Source organism: Pseudomonas sp. GW821-FHT07E12, from assembly GCF_058986605.1.
In genome coordinates this window covers 43845-63674 of record NZ_JBYSVX010000034.1, presented here as the reverse complement: position 1 = coordinate 63674, position 19830 = coordinate 43845, and the positions used below count along the sequence as shown (strand labels likewise).

The following is a 19830-nucleotide window of genomic DNA, read 5'->3' as shown; positions in this document are numbered from 1 at the left end:
GGCCATCAGTCCCGACGCTCTATCGGTACAGCCCGTCGGGACTGATGGCCCGAGGCCACCCAGAGTCCCTCCCACAAGTTCATCGCCCAATGCCAATAGCGCAAAAAAAGGCCCGGCGATGCCGGGCCTTCGGGACTTGCTGGCTTGGGCGGTTACCAGATCACCACACGCTGTTCGTCCGGGCGGACCATGGCATCGCCCGCCTTGCACTGGAACGCCTGCGCGAACGCCGGCATGTTCGACGGCGCGGCGATGGCACGCAGCGCGATCGGCGCATGCGGGTCCATGTTGAGGTACAGCTCCTGCTGCTTGTCGCGCAGCGAGCCACGCCAGACCCGCGCCCAGTTCAGGAAGAACCGCTGCTGCGGCGAGTAGCCATCCACCGCTACGTTACGCTCCGGGTGGGCCTTCAGATCGGTCTGCAGTGCATCAAAGGCGACGTTGATGCCGCCCAGGTCGGCGATGTTCTCGCCCAGGGTCAGCTTGCCGTTGACGTGCAGGTCGGGCTTGCCGGCGATCGGGGTGTAGGCGTCGAACTGCTTGACCAGCTTGTCGGTACGCGCGTCGAACTTCTCGCGGTCTTGCTTGCTCCACCAGTCCTTGTTGTTGCCGTCACCGTCGAACTGGCTGCCCTCGTCGTCGAAGCCATGGCTGGCCTCGTGACCGATCACCGCGCCGATGCCGCCGTAGTTGATCGCATCGTCCGCCTTGGCATCGAAGAACGGCGGCTGCAGGATCGCGGCCGGGAAGTTGATCGTGTTGTCGGTCGGGTTGTAGTACGCGTTCACGGTCTGCGGTGTCATGCCCCATTCCTTGCGGTCGGTGGGCTTGCCGATCTTGCCGATGTCGTAGTGGTAATTGAACTTGGCGGCGGCCTGCAGATTGCCGTAGTAGTCGCCTGTGAATTCCAGGCCGGACCAGTCGCGCCACTTGTCCGGATAGCCGATCTTGGGCAGGAAGGTGCTCCACTTCGCCAGCGCCTTCTGCTTGGTCTCCGGGCTCATCCAGTCCACATTATCGATGCGCGCTTTCAGGGCGTTGCGCACGTTGTCGACCAGTTCGCTGGCGCGCGCCTTGGCTTCCGGAGTGAACTCGCGTGCCACGTACAGCTGGCCCAGGCCTTCGCCGATCGAGCCGTTGACCGCGCGCAGCACGCGCTTCCAGCGCGGCTTCTGTTCGGGCTGGCCGGAGAGCGTCTTGCCCCAGAAATCGAAGTTGGCATCGACGAACGGTTGGCTCAGTGCGTTGGCCGCGCCATCGATCAGGTGGAAGCGCAGATAGGCCTGCCACTGCTCGGCGGGTGCCTTGGCCAGCAGCTTGTCGAAGGCGGCGAAGAACGTCGGCTGTGACAGCGAGAAGCCCTTGTCGATGGTGACGCCCTGGGCCTGGAAGAACGTGTCCCAGGAGAAGTGCGGGGTGACCTTGTCGGCAGCGGCGACGCTGACGAAGTGGTACTGGTTCTTCGGATCACGTGCCTGGACCGGCGTCAGTGAAGCGGCGGCGAGCGCCTTCTCCAGATCGAACACCTGCTGGGCCTGCTTGGCGGCGGCGTCGGCAGGAGTGCCGGTCAGCGTGAACAACTTGGCGATGTAGGCCAGGTAGGCGCTGCGGATCTCGGCGTACTTGGGATCGGTGTAGTAATCCTTGGTCGGCAGGCCCAGGCCGGCTTCGCCGGCGTAGCCGATCTGCAGCTTGGCATCGTCGAAGTCGGGCGCCGCGCCGAACGAGAACACGTAGTCGTCGCCCTCGGCGTAGCGCTGCGTGATGTAGTCGGCAACGGCGTGGCCGTCCTTCAGGCTGGCGATGGCGTCCAGCTGCGGCTGCAGCGGCGTGTAACCGGCCTTGTCGATCGCGGCCTGGTCCATACCGGCGGCATACAGCACGCCGATCTTGTGCTCGATCGAGTCGGTGGCGGCCTGGGTGTTCTTGGCGGCGGTCTCGACGATGTCGTGCTGCACGTTGAGGCTGTCGTCGGCCAGCTTGTCGAAGGCACCCCAGCCGGTGCGGTCGGCGGGAATCGGGTTGGCCTTGACCCACTTGGCGTTGACGAAGGCGTTGAAGTCGTTACAGGCGTTCAACGAGGTATCCAGTTCGGACACGTCGAAGGAGGATTTGGCCGTTGCGGCCGGCGTCGCCTGTGCATCGGCTTGCGGAGCTGCGGCCGGGGACGGGTCCTTGCAGCCGGACAGCACCAGGGCTACGGCCATCGACAGGCCGATGATCTTGGGAGCGTTCATGGAGATGCGCCAATTAGAGTGTGGGGGCAAAAAGAAAGCGGACGGCGGGCCGCAGCCCGCCGTCCGTGGTTGCAGCAATTACCAGATGACGACCTGCTGGTCGCCCTGACGGACCATCTTGTCGCCCGGCTTGCACGAGAACGCTGCGGCGAAGGCCGGCATGTTCGAGGGTGCGGCACTGGCGCGCAGTGAGGCCGGGGCATGTGGGTCGGTATTCAATCGCAGGATCGCAGCCTTCTCCCGGATATTGCTGCGCCATACCCTGGCCCAGTTCAGGAAGAAGCGCTGGTCTGGGGTGTAGCCGTCAATTTTCTTGTTTGCTTCATCCGGGTGCTGTTTCAGTGCTGTCTGCAGTGCGTCGTATGCGACGTTCAGGCCACCCAGATCGGCGATGTTCTCGCCCAGAGTCAGCTGGCCATTGACGTGCAGGTCCGACTTGCCAGGAATCGGCGTGTAGTCATTGAACTGCTGGACCAATTTGGCGGTACGCGATTCGAACTTCTCGCGGTCTTCCTTGCTCCACCAGTCCTTGTTGTTGCCTGCACCATCGAACTGGCTGCCTTCGTCGTCGAAGCCGTGGCTGGCCTCGTGCCCGATCACCGCGCCGATGCCGCCATAGTTGATCGCATCGTCGGCGTTGGCGTCGAAGAACGGCGGCTGCAGGATCGCGGCCGGGAAGTTGATCGTATTGTCGGTTGGGTTGTAGTAGGCATTGACCGTCTGCGGGGTCATGCCCCACTCCTTGCGGTCGGTAGGCTTGCCGATCTTGGAGAGGTCGTACTGGTAGTTGAACTTGGCCGCTGCCTGCAGGTTGCCGTAGTAGTCGCCCTCCTTCAACTGCAGGCCATCCCACGCGCGCCACTTGTCCGGGTAGCCGATCTTGGGCAGGAAGGTGCTCCACTTGGCGATAGCCTCGGCCTTGGTCGCCTCGCTCATCCAGTCGAGCTTCTCGATCCGTGCTTTCAGTGCGTTACGTACGTTGTCGACCAGTTCCTGCGCACGCTGCTTGGCTTCCGGTGTGAATTTCTGCGCGACGTACAACTGGCCGAGTGCCTCGCCCATCGAGCTGTTGACTGCAGTCAGCACGCGCTTCCAGCGTGGCTTCTGTTGCGGCTGGCCGGCCAGAGTCTTGTCGTGGAAGTCGAAGCTGTTATCAACGAAATCCTTACTCAGTGCGGGAGCGGCGGCATCGATGGCATGGAAGCGCAGATAGGCCTGCCATTGTCCGATCGGCGCGCTGGCCAGCAGCTTGTCGAATGCCGCGAAGAAGTTCGGCTGCGACAGCGAGAAGCCCTTGTCGATGGTCACGCCCTGCGCGGCGAAGAACTTCTCCCAGGAGAAGTTCGGGGTGACCTTGTCGGCATCGACAACACTGACGAAGTGATACTGGTTCTTCGGATCGCGGCTTTCGACCGGCGACAGCGAGGCGGCGGCGAGTTGCTTCTCGAAGTCGAACACCTGCTGTGCCTGTGCCTTCGCGGCATCAGCCGGGATGCCGGTCAGTTCGAACGACTTGGCGATATAGGCCTGGTAGGCGTCGCGAATGTCGGCGTACTTCGGATCGGTGTAGTAGTCCTTGGTCGGGAGCCCCAGGCCGCCTTCGACGGCGTAGGCAATCTGGGTGTCGGCATGCTGGAAATCAGCACCGGCACCAAAGCCGAACACCTGGCCGTCGCCCTCGGCGTAGCGAGTGACGATGTAGTTAGCCACGTCCTGGCCGCTCTTCAGCGCGGTGATCGCATCGAGCTGCGGCTGGATCGGCGTATAGCCGATCTTTTCGACGACGGCTTCGTCCATGCCTGCGGCGTAGAGCAGCCCGATCTTGTGCTCGATCGAGTCATTGGCCGAGGCATTCTTGGCCGCCGCTTCGACGATCTCATGCTGAGTGTTCAGGCTGTTGTCGGCGAGTTGGTCGAACGCGCCCCAGCGGCTGCGGTCCTCGGGGATGGGATTGGCTTTGACCCACTTGGCGTTCACGAAATCGTTGAAGTCGCCGCAGGCGTTGATCGAAGTGTCCAGCTCGGATACATCGAAGGACGACTTGGCGGGCACGGCCGGCGCCTCCTCGGGCTTTTTGCAGCCGCTCAATGCGGCGGCGACGGCCAGGGACAGCGTCAGCAGATGAGGTTTGCGGAAGGTCACGTAAGCGGCTCCGGTGCGGGCAGGGATAAAGGAAGCCCCGTTGCCGGGGCCGTGGCCGGCATTCTGAACCTCTGCACGTTGGGGGTCAGTGTCGAAGGTCATGGCTGCATGGGGTTCGGGCGTTGAGCCGGGCGCGTCAGGCCCGCTGATGGCGGCGGGCCCGGGGCATCGGCGCGGAATCGGCGTATGCCCCCTGAAATGCAGGTATCGGCGCGCTAGCGGGCTTGTCGGAGGGCGTGTGCAAGAGCAGGAGGGGGCGATGACCCGCCGTCAATTTGCCGATATGAATGCACTCCCGCGGCATGCCGATGCGTCGTCGTATCCGTCCGCCGTTGTGCTGCGGGATGAGGTGCCGAGGCCCCCCGGACACATGCTATACAGACCCGCATGGGCACCCGACGCAATCCCTACGACGCGATCATCATCGGCGCCGGCCACAACGGCCTGGTCTGCGCCGCTTATCTGGCCAAGGCCGGTCGCAAGGTGCTGGTACTCGAACGGCGGGGTGCAGTGGGCGGCGCCGCGGTCACCGAGGAGTTCCATCCAGGTTTCCGCAACTCGGTGGCTTCCTACACCGTCTCGCTGCTGCAGCCGAAGGTGATCGAAGACCTGGAGCTTCCCCGCCACGGTCTGAGCGTGGTGTCGCGTCGGATCAACAACTTCCTGCCGTTGCAGGACGGCTATCTGCTGGCCGGTGGTGGACGTACGCAGGCCGAGGTCGCGAAGTTCTCCAAGCGCGACGCCGAGCGGCTGCCCGCCTACGAAGCACGGCTGGAACAACTGGCCGACGTGCTGCGCGTGCTGGCATTGCAGTCGCCGCCCAACGTCACCGACGGCAGTTGGTGGCAGGCGCTGCCGCAGCTCTGGCAGGCCGGCAAGCTTGGGCGACGCCTGCATGCACTCTCGCCGGCGTTGCGGCAGGAACTGCTCGATCTGTTCACCATCTCGGCCGCCGAATATCTGGACCGCTGGTTCGAGAGCGCGCCGATCAAGGCGTTGTTCGGTTTCGACGGCATCGTCGGCAACTACGCCAGCCCATATGCGCCGGGTACGGCCTATGTGTTGCTGCACCATGTATTCGGCGAGAGCAATGGCGTCAAAGGCGCGTGGGGACATGCGATCGGCGGCATGGGCGCGATCACCCAGGCGATGGCGGCGTGTTGCCGCGAGCGTGGTGTCGAAATACGCGTCGGAAGCGGCGTCGAGCGCGTGCTGGTCGAGCAAGGGCGCGCCGTGGGCGTGACCACGCACACCGGCGAAGTACTGCATGCCGATTGCGTCATCGCCAACGTCAATCCCAAGTTGCTGTACGAGCGCCTGATCGACCCTCAACACGTGCCCGCAGCCACCCAGGAGCGCATGACGAACTGGCGCTGTGGCTCCGGTACGTTCCGGATGAACGTGGCGCTGTCGCGACTACCGGATTTCCGCGTGCTGCCAGGCGAGGGCGACCACCTGACCGCCGGCATCATCATCGCCCCGAGCCTGGATTACATGGATCGCGCCTGGCGTGACGCACGCGACTTCGGCTGGTCACGCGAACCGATCGTGGAAATGCTGATCCCGAGCACGCTCGACGACTCGCTGGCACCGCCTGGCATGCACGTGGCGAGCCTGTTCTGCCAGCACGTCGCACCGACGCTGCCGGAGGGCCGCAGCTGGGACGATCATCGCGACGAAGTCGCCGACCTGATGATCGCCACGGTGGAACAACAAGCGCCTGGTTTCGCAGCCTCGGTGCTGGGACGCCAGATCCTCAGCCCACTCGACCTCGAACGCGAGTTCGGCCTGATCGGCGGTGACATCTTCCACGGCGCACTCAGCCTCAACCAACTGTTCGCCGCCCGCCCGATGCTGGGACAGGCCGACTACCGCGGCGCGATCCCGGGGCTCTATCTATGCGGCTCGGGCACGCATCCGGGGGGCGGCGTGACCGGTGCGCCGGGGCATAACGCGGCGCGGGCGGTGTTGGCGAGCTGAACGAATCTGCTTGTCTCTCCGGAAGCTGTAGGAGGGGCGTCAGACGGAGCGGGTTTGGGAAAGCGGCGGGGTTGCCCGACAATGTCCCCATGAAGACCTTTGCTCATCGGCCGCAAGGCGGCCTGTCCCCTCATCCCCGTGCCCGCAATGTCATTGCCGTCGGTTCCGGCAAGGGCGGGGTGGGTAAGTCCACTACCGCGGTCAATCTGGCGCTGGCTTTGCACCAACTTGGGGCGAAAGTCGGGGTCCTGGACGCCGATATCTATGGCCCCAGCGTGCCGGCGATGCTGGGCCTGAGCGGGCGTCCGGACAGTCCGGACAACAAGTCGATCGAGCCGCTGCGGGCGTTCGGGATTGAGGCGATGTCGATCGGGCTGTTGATCGATCCGGATACGCCGATGATCTGGCGCGGTCCGATGGCGACTTCGGCGCTGACCCAGCTGTTCAACGACACCCTGTGGGGCGATCTGGACTATCTATTGATCGATCTGCCGCCCGGCACCGGCGACATCCAGCTGACCTTGTCGCAGAAGATCCCGGTGGCCGGGGCGGTGATCGTCACCACGCCGCAGGACATCGCCACGCTGGACGCGCGCAAGGCGCTGAAGATGTTCGAGAAGGTCGAGGTCGCGGTGCTCGGGATCGTCGAGAACATGGCGGTGCATACCTGTTCGAAGTGTGGGCAGCAGGAGCATCTGTTCGGCGAGGGCGGCGGTCAGCGCATGGCCGAGCAGTACGGCGTGCCGTTGCTGGGTTCGTTGCCGCTGGAGATCGGTATCCGCGAACGTGGCGACGAGGGGCGGCCGATCATGGTCGCCGAGCCGGAGTCGGCGGCGGCGAAGGCTTATCTGGCGGCGGCGGGGCGGTTGGTCGAGGAGCTGGGCAAGCGTCCACGCGCCAGCATCCCGATCGTTTCCTCGCTGGCCTGACCCGTAACAGCAGGACCGCAGGAGCGGCTTCAGCCGCGAGGGGCCTTTTCCGGAGAAAGGCCCCTCGCGGCTGAAGCCGCTCCTGCGCGCGTTGCGGCAGGATAGAATTGCCGCCCCACGCAGGCATCAGGACCCCGCATGAGTATCAAGAGCGACCGCTGGATCAGGCGCATGGCCGAACAGCACGGCATGATCGAGCCGTTCGAGCCGGGCCAGGTCAAGCAGGACGCCGCCGCCCAGCGCATCGTCAGCTACGGCACTTCCAGCTACGGCTACGACGTGCGCTGCTCGCGCGAGTTCAAGGTGTTCACCAACATCAACTCGACGATCGTCGATCCCAAGCAGTTCGATCCGAAGAGCTTCGTCGACGTGATCGGCGATGAGTGCATCATCCCGCCGAACAGCTTCGCGCTGGCGCGCACGGTCGAGTACTTCCGCATCCCGCGCGACACGCTGGTGGTGTGCCTGGGCAAGAGCACCTACGCGCGCTGCGGCATCATCGTCAACGTGACGCCGCTGGAGCCGGAGTGGGAAGGCCACGTCACGCTGGAATTCAGCAACACCACGCCGCTGCCGGCGCGCATCTACGCCAACGAGGGCGTGGCGCAGATGTTGTTCTTCCAATCCGATGCCGACGATGTCTGTGAGACCTCGTACCGCGATCGCGGCGGCAAGTACCAGGGCCAGGTCGGGGTCACGCTGCCGCGTACCTGACGGGCTGGGGATCGGGAAACGGGAATGGGGAATCGGCAGAGCGGAAGTCCGCTTCTGCGGTTCCCCATTTTCTATTCCCCATTCCCGGCCTTACTTGCCCCTGCCGAACAGCATGCCGATGCCGACCGCCACCAGGATCGCCGGCCACCAGGTGGTGATCAGCTTGCCGATGCTCAGGTTGGTCCAGCCCAGGTTGTTTGCCAGGAACAGCAGGCCGACCACGATCAGGATCAGCGCGGCGACGATGTTCGATCTCATGCGAATACCGGTAGTAAAGAGGCGCCTATCGTAGCCGCTGCGCCCAGGCACTGACACGCTCGGCCAGCGCCGCGGTATCGAAGCGTTGGGCCGGGCCGCTGCCCCAGACCGGGCCGGGCCAGGCGGGGTCGCCTTCGTGCCGACCGAGCAGGTGTACGTGCAGCTGTCGCACGATGTTGCCGAGCGCGCCGATGTTGAGTTTGGTCACGCCGGGCTCGGCCCGCAGCAACTGCGAGAGCTGGTTGATTTCCGCCAGCAGCAGGCGCTGTTGGGCGCCGTCGAGGTCGATCCACTCGCTGGTGCCGTCCACGCGCGGCACCAGAACCAGCCAGGGGAAGCGGGTGTCGTCCATCAAGCGGATCTGCGACAGCGGACCGTCGGCGACGAACACACTGTCGGCGGCCAGGCGTGCGTCAAGCTGGAAGTCGCTCATGCCAGTTGTTCCGCGAGGAAGCGCAGCGTGCGCTCGCGTGCCAGTCGGGCACTGTCCGGCTCGTAGTTGTGGCCGACGCTGCGGTTGAAGGCGTGATCGGCCGGATAGCTGAAGACCTCCATCTGCGGCAGCTTCGCGCGGTGTTGCTGCACCGCTTCCGGCGGGATGCTCTTGTCCTTCTCGCCGAAGTGGAACATCACCGGTGCCTTGGGTGTCTCGTCGAGGAACTGGGTGTTGCGACCGCCGTAGTAGCTGACCGAAGGCAGGCCCAGACGCGTGGCCGACAGCAGTGCGATCGTGCCGCCCCAGCAGTAGCCGACGGTGCCGGTGTTGCCTGCCGGCGCCAAAGCGATAGCCGCAGCCTTCACCACGTCCACGGCCTTGTCGACGCCGATCTGGCTGACCAGTTCCAGGCCGCGCTTCACGCCGTCGTTGTCGTAGGGCAGTTGCAGGTCCTTTTCGATCAGGTCGAAGAAGGACGGCGCGAGTACCTCGTAGCCTTGCGCGGCGAAGTCCTCGGCGACCTGGCGGATGTGTTCGTTGGCGCCGAAGATTTCCTGGATCACGACCAGCCCGCCGCGTGGTGTTCCGGAGGGCCTGGCATGCCAGGCGGTGACCTGTCCATGTGGGGTGTCGAGGGTGGTCCAGTGGCCCATGGCGGTTTTCCTGGCGGGGGAGGGAATTATCGTCGTCCTGTGACCGGGCGGGTGTCGTCCAGGTTCCCGGGGTGATTCAGCCTGGACTTCCTGATCCGGGGCTCGGCAAGGTTGGGATCTGGGCCTGTCGGGAGTTGATGGGTTTCGTTCGTGTTCGATGGGCCAGGTCATTCCGCCATTCGCCGTGATGGGGTTTCTGTGGGAGGGACTTCAGTCCCGACGGCTTCACCGGTAAAGCCCATCGGGACTGATGGCCCGAGGCCACCTGGAGTCCCTCCCACAGGATCGTCCGTCGTTCAGGAGGTGCCGCGGGCCCGGCTATAATTTGCCGGCTCAGGCCCAGGCCGTTCCTCCCCAGGCTCTCTCGCTCCCATGTCCTTGTCGAACCCCAAAGTCGGCTTCGTCAGCCTCGGCTGCCCGAAAGCGCTCGTCGATTCCGAACGCATCCTCACCCAGTTGCGGGTCGAGGGCTACGACATCGTGCCGTCCTACGATGCCGCCGACGTGGTGGTGGTCAACACCTGCGGCTTCATCGACTCGGCGGTGACCGAATCGCTGGACGCGATCGGCGAGGCGATGAACGAGAACGGCAAGGTGATCGTCACCGGCTGCCTGGGCAAGCGCCCGGAACAGATCCGCGAGGCGTATCCGGACGTGCTGGCGGTATCCGGTCCGCAGGACTACGACAGCGTGATGCAGGCGGTGCACGCCGCGCTGCCGCCGCGGCACGATCCGTTCGTCGATCTGGTGCCCGACTACGGCGTCAAGCTGACCCCGCGTCACTACGCTTATCTGAAGATTTCCGAGGGCTGCAACCATCGTTGCAGCTTCTGCATCATCCCCTCGATGCGTGGCGATCTGGTGTCGCGTCCGGTCGAGGACGTGCTGCGCGAGGCCGAGCGGCTGGTGCGCGGCGGCGTGCGCGAACTGCTGGTGGTGTCGCAGGACACCTCCGCCTACGGCGTGGATCGCAAGTACGCGCCGGGCACCTGGCAAGGGCGCGAATACGCCACGCGGATGAAGGCATTGTGCGAGGGGCTGTCCGAACTCGATGCCTGGACCCGCCTGCATTACGTCTACCCGTATCCGCACGTGGACGACGTGGTGCCGCTGATGGCGGAAGGGAAAATCCTGCCGTACCTGGACATTCCGTTCCAGCACGCCAGCCCACGCATCCTCAAGTTGATGAAGCGTCCGGGCGCGGTCGACAAGACCTTGGAGCGCGTGCTGCGCTGGCGCGAGCTGTGCCCGGACATCACCGTGCGCTCGACCTTCATCGTCGGCTTCCCGGGCGAGACCGAGGCCGAGTTCGAGGCGCTGCTGGACTTCCTCGATGCGGCCCAGCTCGATCGTGTCGGTGCGTTCGCCTATTCGCCGGTGGAAGGCGCGGCCGCCAACGATCTGCCCGATCCGGTGCCGGAAGCCGTGAAGCAGGAGCGGCTGGCGCGCTTCATGGAAAAGCAGGCGGCGATTTCCGCGGCCAAGCTGGAAGCCAAGATCGGCAGCGTGCAGCAATGCCTGGTCGATGCGATCGAGGATGGCATCGCGGTAGCGCGCTCGAAGGCCGATGCGCCGGAGATCGATGGCCTGGTGCACATCCAGAATGCCGAGGAAGCGAAGCTGCGCGTTGGCCAGTTTGTCGATGTGGAAATCACCGAGAGCGATGAGCACGATTTGTTCGGTGATGCGTTGCCGGCATCGGGTGCAGGCCCGGTTGCGGCGCGTGCGCTGGATCTGCGGGTCGTCTGAATCATATTGTGGGAGGGACTGATGGCCCGAGGCCACCTAGAGTCCCTCCCACAGAACAGAATTGTTTAGTTGGCGTACTCCACTGCCAGCACCACGAAGCTGTGCTTGCCGCTCGGTAGCTGCGCTTCGAACTCGTCGTCGATCCGCTTCTTCAGCAACGCGCGCGCCAGCGGCGAGTCGATGCTGATCCAGCCGCGCGGGGCGTCGGTCTCGTCCGGGCCGACGATGCGGTAGCGCACGACCTCGCCACTGTCGGCATCCTCCAGTTCCACCGTCGCGCCGAAGAACACCGCCTCCGGGTCACTCGGCGCGGTGTCCACCACGCGCAGGCTTTCCAGGCGTTTGCTGAGGTAGCGCACGCGCCGGTCGATCTCGCCCAACTGCTTCTTGCGATAGGTGTACTCGGCGTTTTCCGAGCGGTCGCCTTCGGCGGCGGCAGCCGACAGCGCCCTGACCACCTCCGGCCGGCGCACCCGCCACAGGTCGTCCAGCTCCGCCTTCAGCCGGGCGTGGCCTTCGGGCGTGATCAGGGCGGTGCTCTTTTCTGCGGGGGGACGCCAACGGCTCATGGGGGCTCGGGATCGCGGCCGGTTCGGGCGCGTGATGCTAGCGCCTTGCGCGTCATGTGGCGATCGTCGAAGCTGCCCGACCATCGATACATGGAGCGTCGCGATGTTGATCCTGCCCCTGCACAAGCCACTGAACCGGGAAACCTTCCCGTGGGTCACGATGCTGCTGGTGCTGGCGAACGTATGGGTGTTCTTCGGCCTGCAATCGGGCGACGATGCCGCGCTTGCTCGAGCGCGGACCTACTACATCGATTCCGGTCTTGGGGGTTACGAGCTGCCGGCCTACGAGCGTTACCTGCAGCGCAGCGGGCAGGCAGATGCGCTGGGGGAACTGCGCGACGTGCCGGAGCGGTTGCAGTTCGCCTACGTCGCCGCCAGCACGATCAACGACGTTGCCTTCGAGCGTGCGCTCGCCGAGGGCAGCCTGTTCGACGATGCCGGGCAGCAACAGGCCTGGGCGCCATTGCGCAGCCGCTACGACGTGTTGCTGGGCGACGTGTTCACGCTGCGCCACAACCTGCGCAACTCGGAGTGGTCGCCCTGGCGGATGCTGGCTTCGGCGTTCCTGCATGGCGGGTTGGGGCATCTGGTCGGCAACATGCTGTTCCTGATCGCGCTCGGGTTGCTGCTCGAAGGGGCGGTCGGTCCGCTGCGGCTGTTGGGGGTGTATCTGCTGGGGGCGTTGGGCGCGAGTGCGGTGAGCCTGCTGTGGCGCTGGGGCGAGCCTGGCGGCGGGCTGGGCGCGTCGGGCGCGATCGCGGCCTTGATGGGCGCGTTCTGCGTGGTGTGGGGGCGGCACCCGGTGCGTTTCTTCTATTGGTTCGGCGTGGTGTTCGACTACATACGCGCTCCGGCGATCGTGCTGTTGCCGCTGTGGCTGGGTTGGGAGCTGTACAACCTGTTCTTCAGCGATGAAAAGGGCATCGGTTTCGATGCACATGCCGGTGGGCTGATGACCGGTGCGTTGCTGGGCGGCGTGCTGGTGTGGGCGCGGCAGACGCGACCGGCGTTCATGCTCGATGCTGGCGCGGCTTCGCGCGTGGACGATCGCTGGGAGCGGGCGCAGCGGCATCTGGGCCGAATGGAGAACCTCGAAGCCGAGCGGTTGCTGGCCGAACTGGCAGCCGAGCAGCCGCAGCGCTTCGATCTGGCACTGGCGCGCTGCCGGGTCGCGCGCAACGCCGGCCAACGTCGCGCGCTGTGTGATCGCGTGCTGGAACTGCTGGCACTGTCGGCCGCCGATGTCGGCCAGGCGCAGACGCAGCGTGCGGCGCTGCAGGAGCTGTCGCTTGATCAGCTGCCGACGATGCTGGGCCTGTCGCTGGCGCGCCGCTGGAGTGAACTGGGCCTGCTCGCCGAGGCCGAGGCGTTGCTGCAGGGGCTCGATGAAACCGCTGCATCGCGCGAGGTGGTGGCGCAGGCATGGCTGTCACTGGCGATGCGTCATGCCGACCGGAACGCGCCCGAGGGGCAGCGCCGCATTCTGGATCTGCTGGTCGGGCGTTATGCCGATCAGCCGCAGGCGGCGAAGGCGCGGTTTCTGCTGGATAACTTGTAGGTACGTGCAGCTGGAAGCGTCGTCAGGAAATCCCGGCGGCAGGCCGGTGCGGGAATTTCGCAGGGATTTCCCAATCGTCGTCCCCGCGCAGGCGGGGACCCAGCGACTTGTACGATGTGAGAAAGCAGCATTTCGTCCCGGCCTGCGCGGGGACGGCAGTTACTTCGAGTCGGTATCGGCTGCGAAGGTATGGCGGGGAACGTGCTGCTCCGCGACGACATCCGCTTGCGGCAACGCCTTCAGCGCCGCTTGCAGCTTGCGCCGCTGTTCTTCGTCATCGCTGATCGCCAGCGCCTGTTGCAGCAATGCACGAGCTTCCTCGTCGCGACCAAAGCGTTCGGCCAGCAGCATCGCCGCCTCGAGCGACCATTGCGGCGCCTGTGGTGAGCGCGGCCACGCCTTGAGCATCGCCAGCAGCATGTCACTGGTGAGCTGATACTGGCCGGCCATGCGCGCGCGTTCGACCAGCAGCGCGGCTTGCGTGTCCTGCGCCGGCACGAAGTCCGGGTGTTGATCGAGCATCTCGCGCATCAGGGCGAGACCACGCCGTTCCTGGCGTTCGTTGATCAGCCGCGACAGGTACTGGCGGGCATGCTCGCGCAGCTCATCCCGACGCGTGCTCTGGCGCAGCAGGCGGTGGTAGAGCTCGTGCACCGACAGACTCACTGCGCGCGAACGTACCGCGCCGCGCAACGTCTCCAGTGCGCTGTCGGTATGACCATCGCGCACCAGGGTCTCGGCTTCGTCGAGCAGCTGTTGGTCCGGGTCGTGGCGATGCAGGGCGTTCAACGTCTCGGGCTCGAAGCCCAGCGCCTCGTGGTACTGGTAGACCAGGTAGCCCATCAGGTGGAAGGCGGCGAACAGGCCCCAGGTCGACACGACGGTCACCGCCAGATCGTCCACGATCGGCGGCAGGTACGCCTGCAGCCAGCGGTTGGCGGTCAGCGCGCTGGCCTGGATCACGAACAACAGGCCGAATGCGGCCAGATAGGGCCAGCCGATGCGTGTGGCCAGGCCCAGCGACACCGCCGGGTTGAGCGCGCGCCGCAGCGAGCCGTCCAACGCCAGCGAGATCACACAGCCTGGCTGCAGCAGTGCGACCACCAGCAGTGTCAGGCTGGCCACCACCAGGCTGCGGGTGAGTACCGCCACCACGGCGATCAGGATGATCGTCAGGATCATCATCAGGATCAGCCGCAACACCGTGCCGTCACTGACGTCGAAGCCGTGCTGGGGGGCGTCGAGGTGGCCGTTGGCGGTATGACGCAGGATCTCGAAAGCGTATTTGTAGATCGCCAGCCAGACGATGATGCCGATGATCCAGCCAATGCCCGGCAGCATCGTCAGCAGGCTGGACAGCGTCAGTGCGATCAGCGACCACAGCGCCGAGCCATGCAACGGGTACAGCGCGATCGCGCGGGTGCGGGTCCAGAACGGAGCGGGCGCGCTGCTGCGGCCGCGCGAACGCGACCTGTTGCGGTCTTCCATGACATTCCCCCTGAGTGTCGATGGCGGATTGTGTCGTGCATGACGCAGGCGGCGCAATCGCAGGGAGGGCGGTACACCCTGGCTTCGGAGTGTTGTTCCGCAAGACAGCCTTTACCCGTCATTCCCGCGAAAGCGGGAATCCAAGGACTTTGGCTTTCAATGAGTTAACGTCCATGGATTCCCGCTTTCGCGGGAATGACGAGTTGGGGGGCGCTGCTTGGACCTAGCGCTTGCCGCCGAAGATGCCGCCCAGGACACCACGCACGATCTGCTGGCCAAGCTTGCTGCCAACCGTGCGGGTGGTCTGCTTGGCCATGGTTTCGAGCAGGCCCTGGCGGCGCTTGGTGCCGAACACGGCGTCCTTGACCGCCTGTCCCCAGTCGTTGCCGCCTTTCGCCTCGTCCTGCTCCTGGGTGCGGGCGGCCGGGGCGTCGGTTTGGCTGGCCTGTTGGCCGGCGCGCTTGGCCAGCATCTCGGTGGCCGATTCGCGGTTGATCGCGGTGTCGTAGCGGGTGCCGACCGGACTGCCGGCACGTACCTGGGCACGCTCGGCATCGGTGATCGCGCCCATCCGGCAGCGTGGCGGAGCGATCAGGGTCTGCTGCACCGGCATCGGAATGCCCTTGTCCTGCAGCGTGGACACCAGCGCCTCGCCGGTGCCCAGGCTGGAGATCGCGGTGGCGACGTTGAGCTTGGGATTGGCGACGAAGGTCTCCGCCGCGGTCTTCACCGCCTTCTGGTCGCGCGGGGTATAGGCACGCAGCGCGTGCTGCACGCGGTTGCCGAGCTGGCCGAGGATGTTGTCCGGCACGTCGTCGGGGAACTGCGAGCAGAAGTACACGCCCACGCCCTTGGAGCGGATCAGCCGCACCACCTGCTCGATGCGCTGCACCAGCGCCGGCGGGGCATCGTCGAACAGCAGATGGGCCTCGTCGAATACGAACACCAGCTTGGGCTTGTCCAGGTCGCCGACTTCCGGCAACCGCTCGAACAGCTCCGACAGCAGCCATAGCAGGAAGGTCGAGTACAGGCGTGGCTTCAGCACCAGCTGCGCGGCGGCGAGAATGCCGATCACGCCGCGTCCGTCCGTCGTGGTCCGCATGATCTCGTTCAGGTCCAGCGCCGGCTCGCCGAAGAAGCCTTCGCCGCCGTCTTGGGAGAGCCGCAGCAGTGAGCGCTGGATCGCCGCGACCGACTGCGCGCTGATCAGCCCGTACTCGGTCGAAACGCTCTGGCGCTCCTCGACCACGAGCCCCAGTAGCGCACGCAGGTCGTCCAGATCGAGCAGCAGCAGGCCGCGGTCGTCGGCAAGCTTGAACACGATGTCGAGCACGCCGGACTGGGTGTCGTTGAGCTCCAGGATGCGCGCCAGCAGGGTCGGGCCCATTTCGCTGACAGTGGTGCGCACCGGGTGGCCGAGCTGGCCGTACAGGTCCCAGAACACCACCGGGTTGGCCGCGGGGGCGTAATCGACGACGCCTATTTCCTTGGCGCGCTGCAGCACTTTCTCGTTGCCGTCACCGGCGACGGCCAGGCCGGCCACGTCGCCTTTCACGTCGGCCATGAACACCGGCACGCCGATCCGCGAGAAGCCCTCGGCCAAAGTCATCAAGGTGACGGTCTTGCCGGTGCCGGTGGCGCCGGCCACCAGGCCGTGGCGATTGCCGAAACGGGGATTCAGAACGACCTGGATGTCGTCGGTGATGCCTTTGCCAAGCAGGATCGGGTCCATGGCAGCCTTCGGGTGGGATGTGGCCGGATTCTAACGGTCGACTGTCTCCGTGACATGGTGTGCCTTGCCCCGGCGCGCGACCGGCGGCTACCCTGCGGATCTTCCCGTTGCACCCGACGACTGATGCCGCTTCCCCGATTTGTGCTGCCCGCCCGGTCGATCCTCGCCGCGGCTCTGCTGTTGTCGCTGTTCCCCGCCGCGCATGCGGCCTCGCGCGAGGAGAAGGCGGCCGCGCTCGACCAGCGCATGCAGGCCGCCGAGAAGCGTTATCGCGACGGGCTGGTGCTGGTGAACAATGCCGATCCGAAAGGCCAGCGCGAGACCGATGCGGCGCTGGAGGACATGGAGGACGTCATCGACGCCTGCATCAAGCTGCGCGGCTGCGAGGTCAACACGATGCTGGCCGGCTACAAGCGGCTGTTGAAGGCCAATGCCGATGCTGCAGTGCCGACGGATGACGATACCGACGACGACCTGCTCGAAGCCGATCCGGACCACACCGGTCCGCTCGCGGCCGATGTGCCGGAGGCGGCACGCGCGGCCAACCTGCTCAACGACCACCGCCATGCCTTCGACGACATGGTGCAGTACAACGCGGCGGTACAGGCCGGCATCCGCCGCTGGCTGACCGACCTGCGCCCGGCGCTGCTGACCAGCTACGAGAACTACGAGAACCTGCGCGCGATCATGTGGCCGGAATGGCAGCAGCGTGGCCTGCCCGAGGCGTTGCTGTTCGGCATCATGGCCAAGGAATCCAACGGTCGCGTGCACGCCAGCTCGCGCGCCGGTGCGGCCGGGTTGATGCAGTTCATGCCGGCCACTGCGGCGCGTTTCGGCCTGGGGCCGGATGGCACCGGCTTCGACACCCGTTTCGATGCACGCAGCGCCGCCGAGGCCAGTGCCAGCTACATCAATGAGCGCATGGCCGAGTTGAACCGCAGCGTCGAGCTGTCACTGGCCGCCTACAACGGCGGCGAGGGTCGGGCCGGGCGGGTGTTCTCGCAATCGGGCGGACGCAATTTCTGGGATCAGGCGGTGTACGAGCAGTTCCCGGCCGAGACCAAGGACTACGTGCCGATGGTGATCGCGGCGGCGTGGATCTTCCTGCACCCGCGTCAGTACGGCGTGGAGTTCCCCAAGATCAACGCGCAGCCGGCCACGCTCCGGTTGGCCAAATCGACCACGATCTACGAACTGACGATCTGCCTGGGCAGTGCCGGCACTCGTGACGGCTACATGCGCGTGCTGCGCAACCTCAATCCACGCTACGAGGCCGATGGCTGGATTCCATCCGGCACGGTGATCAACGCCAACACCCGCATCGTCGGGCTGTACAGCAAGTACTGCGTGAGCGGTCCGCGTGCGGATCTGGCGCGGACTCTGATCACCGCCGACCTGAACACGGCGATCGTGCGGCCGGCAGCGTCCAGTTACACCGGCAGCGTGGCGGTGGGCGATGCCATGCCGATGGGCGGCGTGCCGACCACCATCGCGACCGGCAAGCCCGAACCAGTCAAGCCGAAGGCGAAGCAGGCACGCAGCTACAAGGTCGGCAAGGGCGACACGCTTGGCCGCATCGCGCAGAAGCACCAGTGCGAGCTGAAGGAGCTTGCGCGCGCCAACGGATTGAAGGCGCCGGGCTACGCGCTCAAGCCGGGGCAGACGATCAAGCTGCAGGGCTGCGATAAGTAAGTAGGCGGTTTGATTGAATAACCCGTCGTCATCCCCGCGCAGGCGGGGATCCAGCGACTTGAGGCTTGCCGCGGTAAGGCACTGGGTTCCCGCCTGCGCGGGGACGACGATCTGAAGATTGCGGCCAAAGCCAGGCGCGGCTGATGGTTGATGTCACCCGGGGCCGCGCCCAATGGCTATCTACGCCAGCCGGGCCAACGCCTGGCCCAGGCGCACTGGCGATTCTGCCTTCAACCCCGGATCAAACGCAGCCACACCCGGCGGCAACAGCGTGATTACCGTCGAGCCGTAATTGAAGCGCGCCATCTCCGCGAACCGCTCCAGCACGATGCCCCTGCCGCGCCAGTCCTTGCGGGTGATGCGATCGCCGTAGGCGGGAATCTCCACGCCGCTCCATACCGTCTCCACACCTGAAACCAGCAGCGCGCCGACCATCACCTGCACCATCGGACCGAAGTCGGTATCGAAGTGGCAGACCAGACGCTCGTTGCTGGCAAACAGGCGCGGCACGTTGCGCACCGCATCCGGGCCGACGCTGAACAGCCGGCCGGGCACGTGCACGGTCTCGCGCAGGGTGCCGGTCCACGGCATGTGCACGCGGTGGTAGTCGCGCGGCGACAGGTAGACGGTGGCGAACAGCCCATCGTTGAACGGTATGGCGGCGGCTTCGTCGCCCAAGAGTTCGGCGGCGGTGAAGGATTGCCCCTTGGCCTGGAAGATACGACCGGCCTGGATCGGGCCGAGCTGGCTGATGCGGCCGTCGGCCGGCATCAACAGTACCCGCGGATCGGCGTCGGCCACGCGCGCGCCGGCTTTCAGCGGGCGGGTGAAGAACGCATTGAAGCTCGGGTAGGCGGTCGGATCGGGCTCGGCGGCCTCGGCCAGGTTCACGCCGAACTTCGCCACCACCGCGTCGATCAGGCGCTGCTTGATTGCCGGGTTGGTCGAATAGGCCAGTCGGCGCGCCAGCGACGACAGAAAGCGGTGCGGCAGTGCGTAGGTCAGGGTCGTAACAAGGCTCAAGGGGCGGTTTCCTGGGTCAGCTTGGCAAAGTCGGCGGCGATCGCCTGCGGGTCCAGCGGCGGGCGGATCAGGCCGGCGAGGCGGCCTTCCGGGTCGAGCACGGCGATGCCGGCCGAGTGATCCATGCTGTAGTCGTTCGGGTTCTCGTCGAAATGCTTGCCCGGCACCTTCTGGAACACGAAGCCGAGCGCGGTGGCGAAGCGTTCCAGCGAGGGAGTGTCGGCGGTGGCGGCCAAGGTGTCCTTGTGGAAGGCGTGGGTGTACTCGCCCAGTCGCGTCGGCGGATCGCGGTCGGGATCGACCGAAACGAACAGCACGCGCGGGCGCAGCGTGTCGGGGATCGACTCCCACTGCTTCTGCGCGATCGCCAGATCGGCCAGTGTGGTCGGGCACACGTCCGGGCAGAACGTGAAGCCGAGGAACACCAGCGTCCAGTGGCCTTTGAGTTCACCGGGCACCAGCTGGGTGCCATCGGACTGGCGCAGGCTGAAGTCGGGCAGGGTGCGCGGCTGCGGGTAGAAAGTCACCGTGCGCGTCTCCGGCCAGGGGGAGGGCTTGCCACCGCCGAGCAGCTTCTGCCCGAGCAGCAGGCCGAGTCCGGCCGCCAGCGCCACCACCAGCACGATCAAGGTATTCCGATTGAACATGGACGTTTCCAATGCAACAGACG

General features: G+C 65.7%; 15 protein-coding genes and 1 pseudogene. 6 read left to right on the top strand and 10 right to left on the bottom strand.

What is annotated here, in order from left to right:
- Positions 1-152: 152 nt before the first annotated feature.
- Positions 153-2237 carry a M13 family metallopeptidase gene (locus tag AC3WJE_RS16775; RefSeq protein WP_493731958.1) on the bottom strand — a complete coding sequence of 695 codons (2085 nt, stop codon included), beginning with the start codon at positions 2235-2237 and terminating at the stop codon, positions 153-155.
- 78 nt (positions 2238-2315) lie between these two features.
- On the bottom strand, positions 2316-4379 hold the full coding sequence (locus AC3WJE_RS16770; protein WP_493731957.1) for a M13 family metallopeptidase: 2064 nt from the start codon (positions 4377-4379) through the stop codon (positions 2316-2318).
- A gap of 387 nt (positions 4380-4766) precedes the next feature.
- On the opposite strand from AC3WJE_RS16770, the gene AC3WJE_RS16765 reads away from it, so the two are divergent.
- The 3 genes and pseudogenes from AC3WJE_RS16765 to dcd all read left to right on the top strand — a co-directional run bounded on the left by AC3WJE_RS16765 (position 4767) and on the right by dcd (position 8002).
- Positions 4767-6359 carry a phytoene desaturase family protein gene (locus tag AC3WJE_RS16765; protein WP_493731956.1) on the top strand — a complete coding sequence of 531 codons (1593 nt, stop codon included), beginning with the start codon at positions 4767-4769 and terminating at the stop codon, positions 6357-6359.
- Positions 6360-6463: 104 nt separating this feature from the next.
- Positions 6464-7288, top strand: a pseudogene (gene apbC, locus AC3WJE_RS16760) (iron-sulfur cluster carrier protein ApbC); the annotation flags it as partial.
- 138 nt (positions 7289-7426) lie between these two features.
- On the top strand, positions 7427-8002 hold the full coding sequence (gene dcd / locus AC3WJE_RS16755) for a dCTP deaminase (protein WP_493731955.1): 576 nt from the start codon (positions 7427-7429) through the stop codon (positions 8000-8002).
- A 90-nt stretch (positions 8003-8092) separates the two neighbouring features.
- On the opposite strand, the gene AC3WJE_RS16750 is transcribed toward dcd, so the two are convergent.
- Genes AC3WJE_RS16750 through AC3WJE_RS16740 form a run of 3 tightly spaced genes read right to left on the bottom strand, consistent with a single transcriptional unit; the run spans position 8093 to position 9349 of the window.
- The gene (locus AC3WJE_RS16750; protein ID WP_493731954.1) at positions 8093-8260 is read right to left on the bottom strand and encodes a LiaI-LiaF-like domain-containing protein; all 168 of its coding nucleotides are present in this window, start codon (positions 8258-8260) and stop codon (positions 8093-8095) included.
- Positions 8261-8285: 25 nt separating this feature from the next.
- Positions 8286-8693, bottom strand: coding sequence for an HIT domain-containing protein (locus tag AC3WJE_RS16745; protein WP_493731953.1), 408 nt, complete (start codon positions 8691-8693; stop codon positions 8286-8288).
- Positions 8690-9349 carry a dienelactone hydrolase family protein gene (locus tag AC3WJE_RS16740; RefSeq protein WP_493731952.1) on the bottom strand — a complete coding sequence of 220 codons (660 nt, stop codon included), beginning with the start codon at positions 9347-9349 and terminating at the stop codon, positions 8690-8692. The genes AC3WJE_RS16745 and AC3WJE_RS16740 overlap by 4 nt, the downstream gene beginning before the upstream one ends.
- Before the next feature lie 372 nt (positions 9350-9721).
- Between AC3WJE_RS16740 and rimO the strand changes: the two genes are divergently transcribed.
- Complete coding sequence (gene rimO / locus AC3WJE_RS16735; protein WP_493731951.1) at positions 9722-11098, top strand: 30S ribosomal protein S12 methylthiotransferase RimO; 1377 nt, start codon at positions 9722-9724, stop codon at positions 11096-11098.
- Positions 11099-11163: 65 nt separating this feature from the next.
- Here the strand turns inward: rimO and greB are convergent, their stop codons facing one another.
- Positions 11164-11667, bottom strand: coding sequence for a transcription elongation factor GreB (greB, locus tag AC3WJE_RS16730; protein ID WP_493731950.1), 504 nt, complete (start codon positions 11665-11667; stop codon positions 11164-11166).
- A 103-nt stretch (positions 11668-11770) separates the two neighbouring features.
- Between greB and AC3WJE_RS16725 the strand changes: the two genes are divergently transcribed.
- Entirely contained in the window at positions 11771-13225 is a 1455-nt protein-coding gene (locus AC3WJE_RS16725) for a rhomboid family intramembrane serine protease (protein WP_493731949.1), read from the top strand.
- A gap of 159 nt (positions 13226-13384) precedes the next feature.
- Here AC3WJE_RS16725 and AC3WJE_RS16720 read toward each other — a convergent pair whose 3' ends face one another.
- Together AC3WJE_RS16720 and AC3WJE_RS16715 are read right to left on the bottom strand one after the other, a co-directional pair.
- Complete coding sequence (locus tag AC3WJE_RS16720) at positions 13385-14713, bottom strand: DUF4013 domain-containing protein (protein ID WP_493731948.1); 1329 nt, start codon at positions 14711-14713, stop codon at positions 13385-13387.
- Between the two features lie 223 nt (positions 14714-14936).
- Entirely contained in the window at positions 14937-16445 is a 1509-nt protein-coding gene (locus AC3WJE_RS16715) for a helicase HerA-like domain-containing protein (protein ID WP_493731947.1), read from the bottom strand.
- 123 nt (positions 16446-16568) lie between these two features.
- Here AC3WJE_RS16715 and AC3WJE_RS16710 point away from each other — a divergent pair, with 123 nt between their 5' ends.
- Positions 16569-18137, top strand: coding sequence for a transglycosylase SLT domain-containing protein (locus AC3WJE_RS16710; RefSeq protein WP_493731946.1), 1569 nt, complete (start codon positions 16569-16571; stop codon positions 18135-18137).
- Positions 18138-18317: 180 nt separating this feature from the next.
- On the opposite strand, the gene asd is transcribed toward AC3WJE_RS16710, so the two are convergent.
- Both asd and AC3WJE_RS16700 read right to left on the bottom strand, forming a co-directional pair.
- On the bottom strand, positions 18318-19160 hold the full coding sequence (gene asd, locus AC3WJE_RS16705; RefSeq protein ID WP_493731945.1) for an archaetidylserine decarboxylase: 843 nt from the start codon (positions 19158-19160) through the stop codon (positions 18318-18320).
- Entirely contained in the window at positions 19157-19807 is a 651-nt protein-coding gene (locus AC3WJE_RS16700) for an SCO family protein (protein WP_493731944.1), read from the bottom strand. Before AC3WJE_RS16700 ends, asd begins: the two co-directional genes overlap by 4 nt.
- Between the last annotated feature and the right edge of the window lie 23 nt (positions 19808-19830).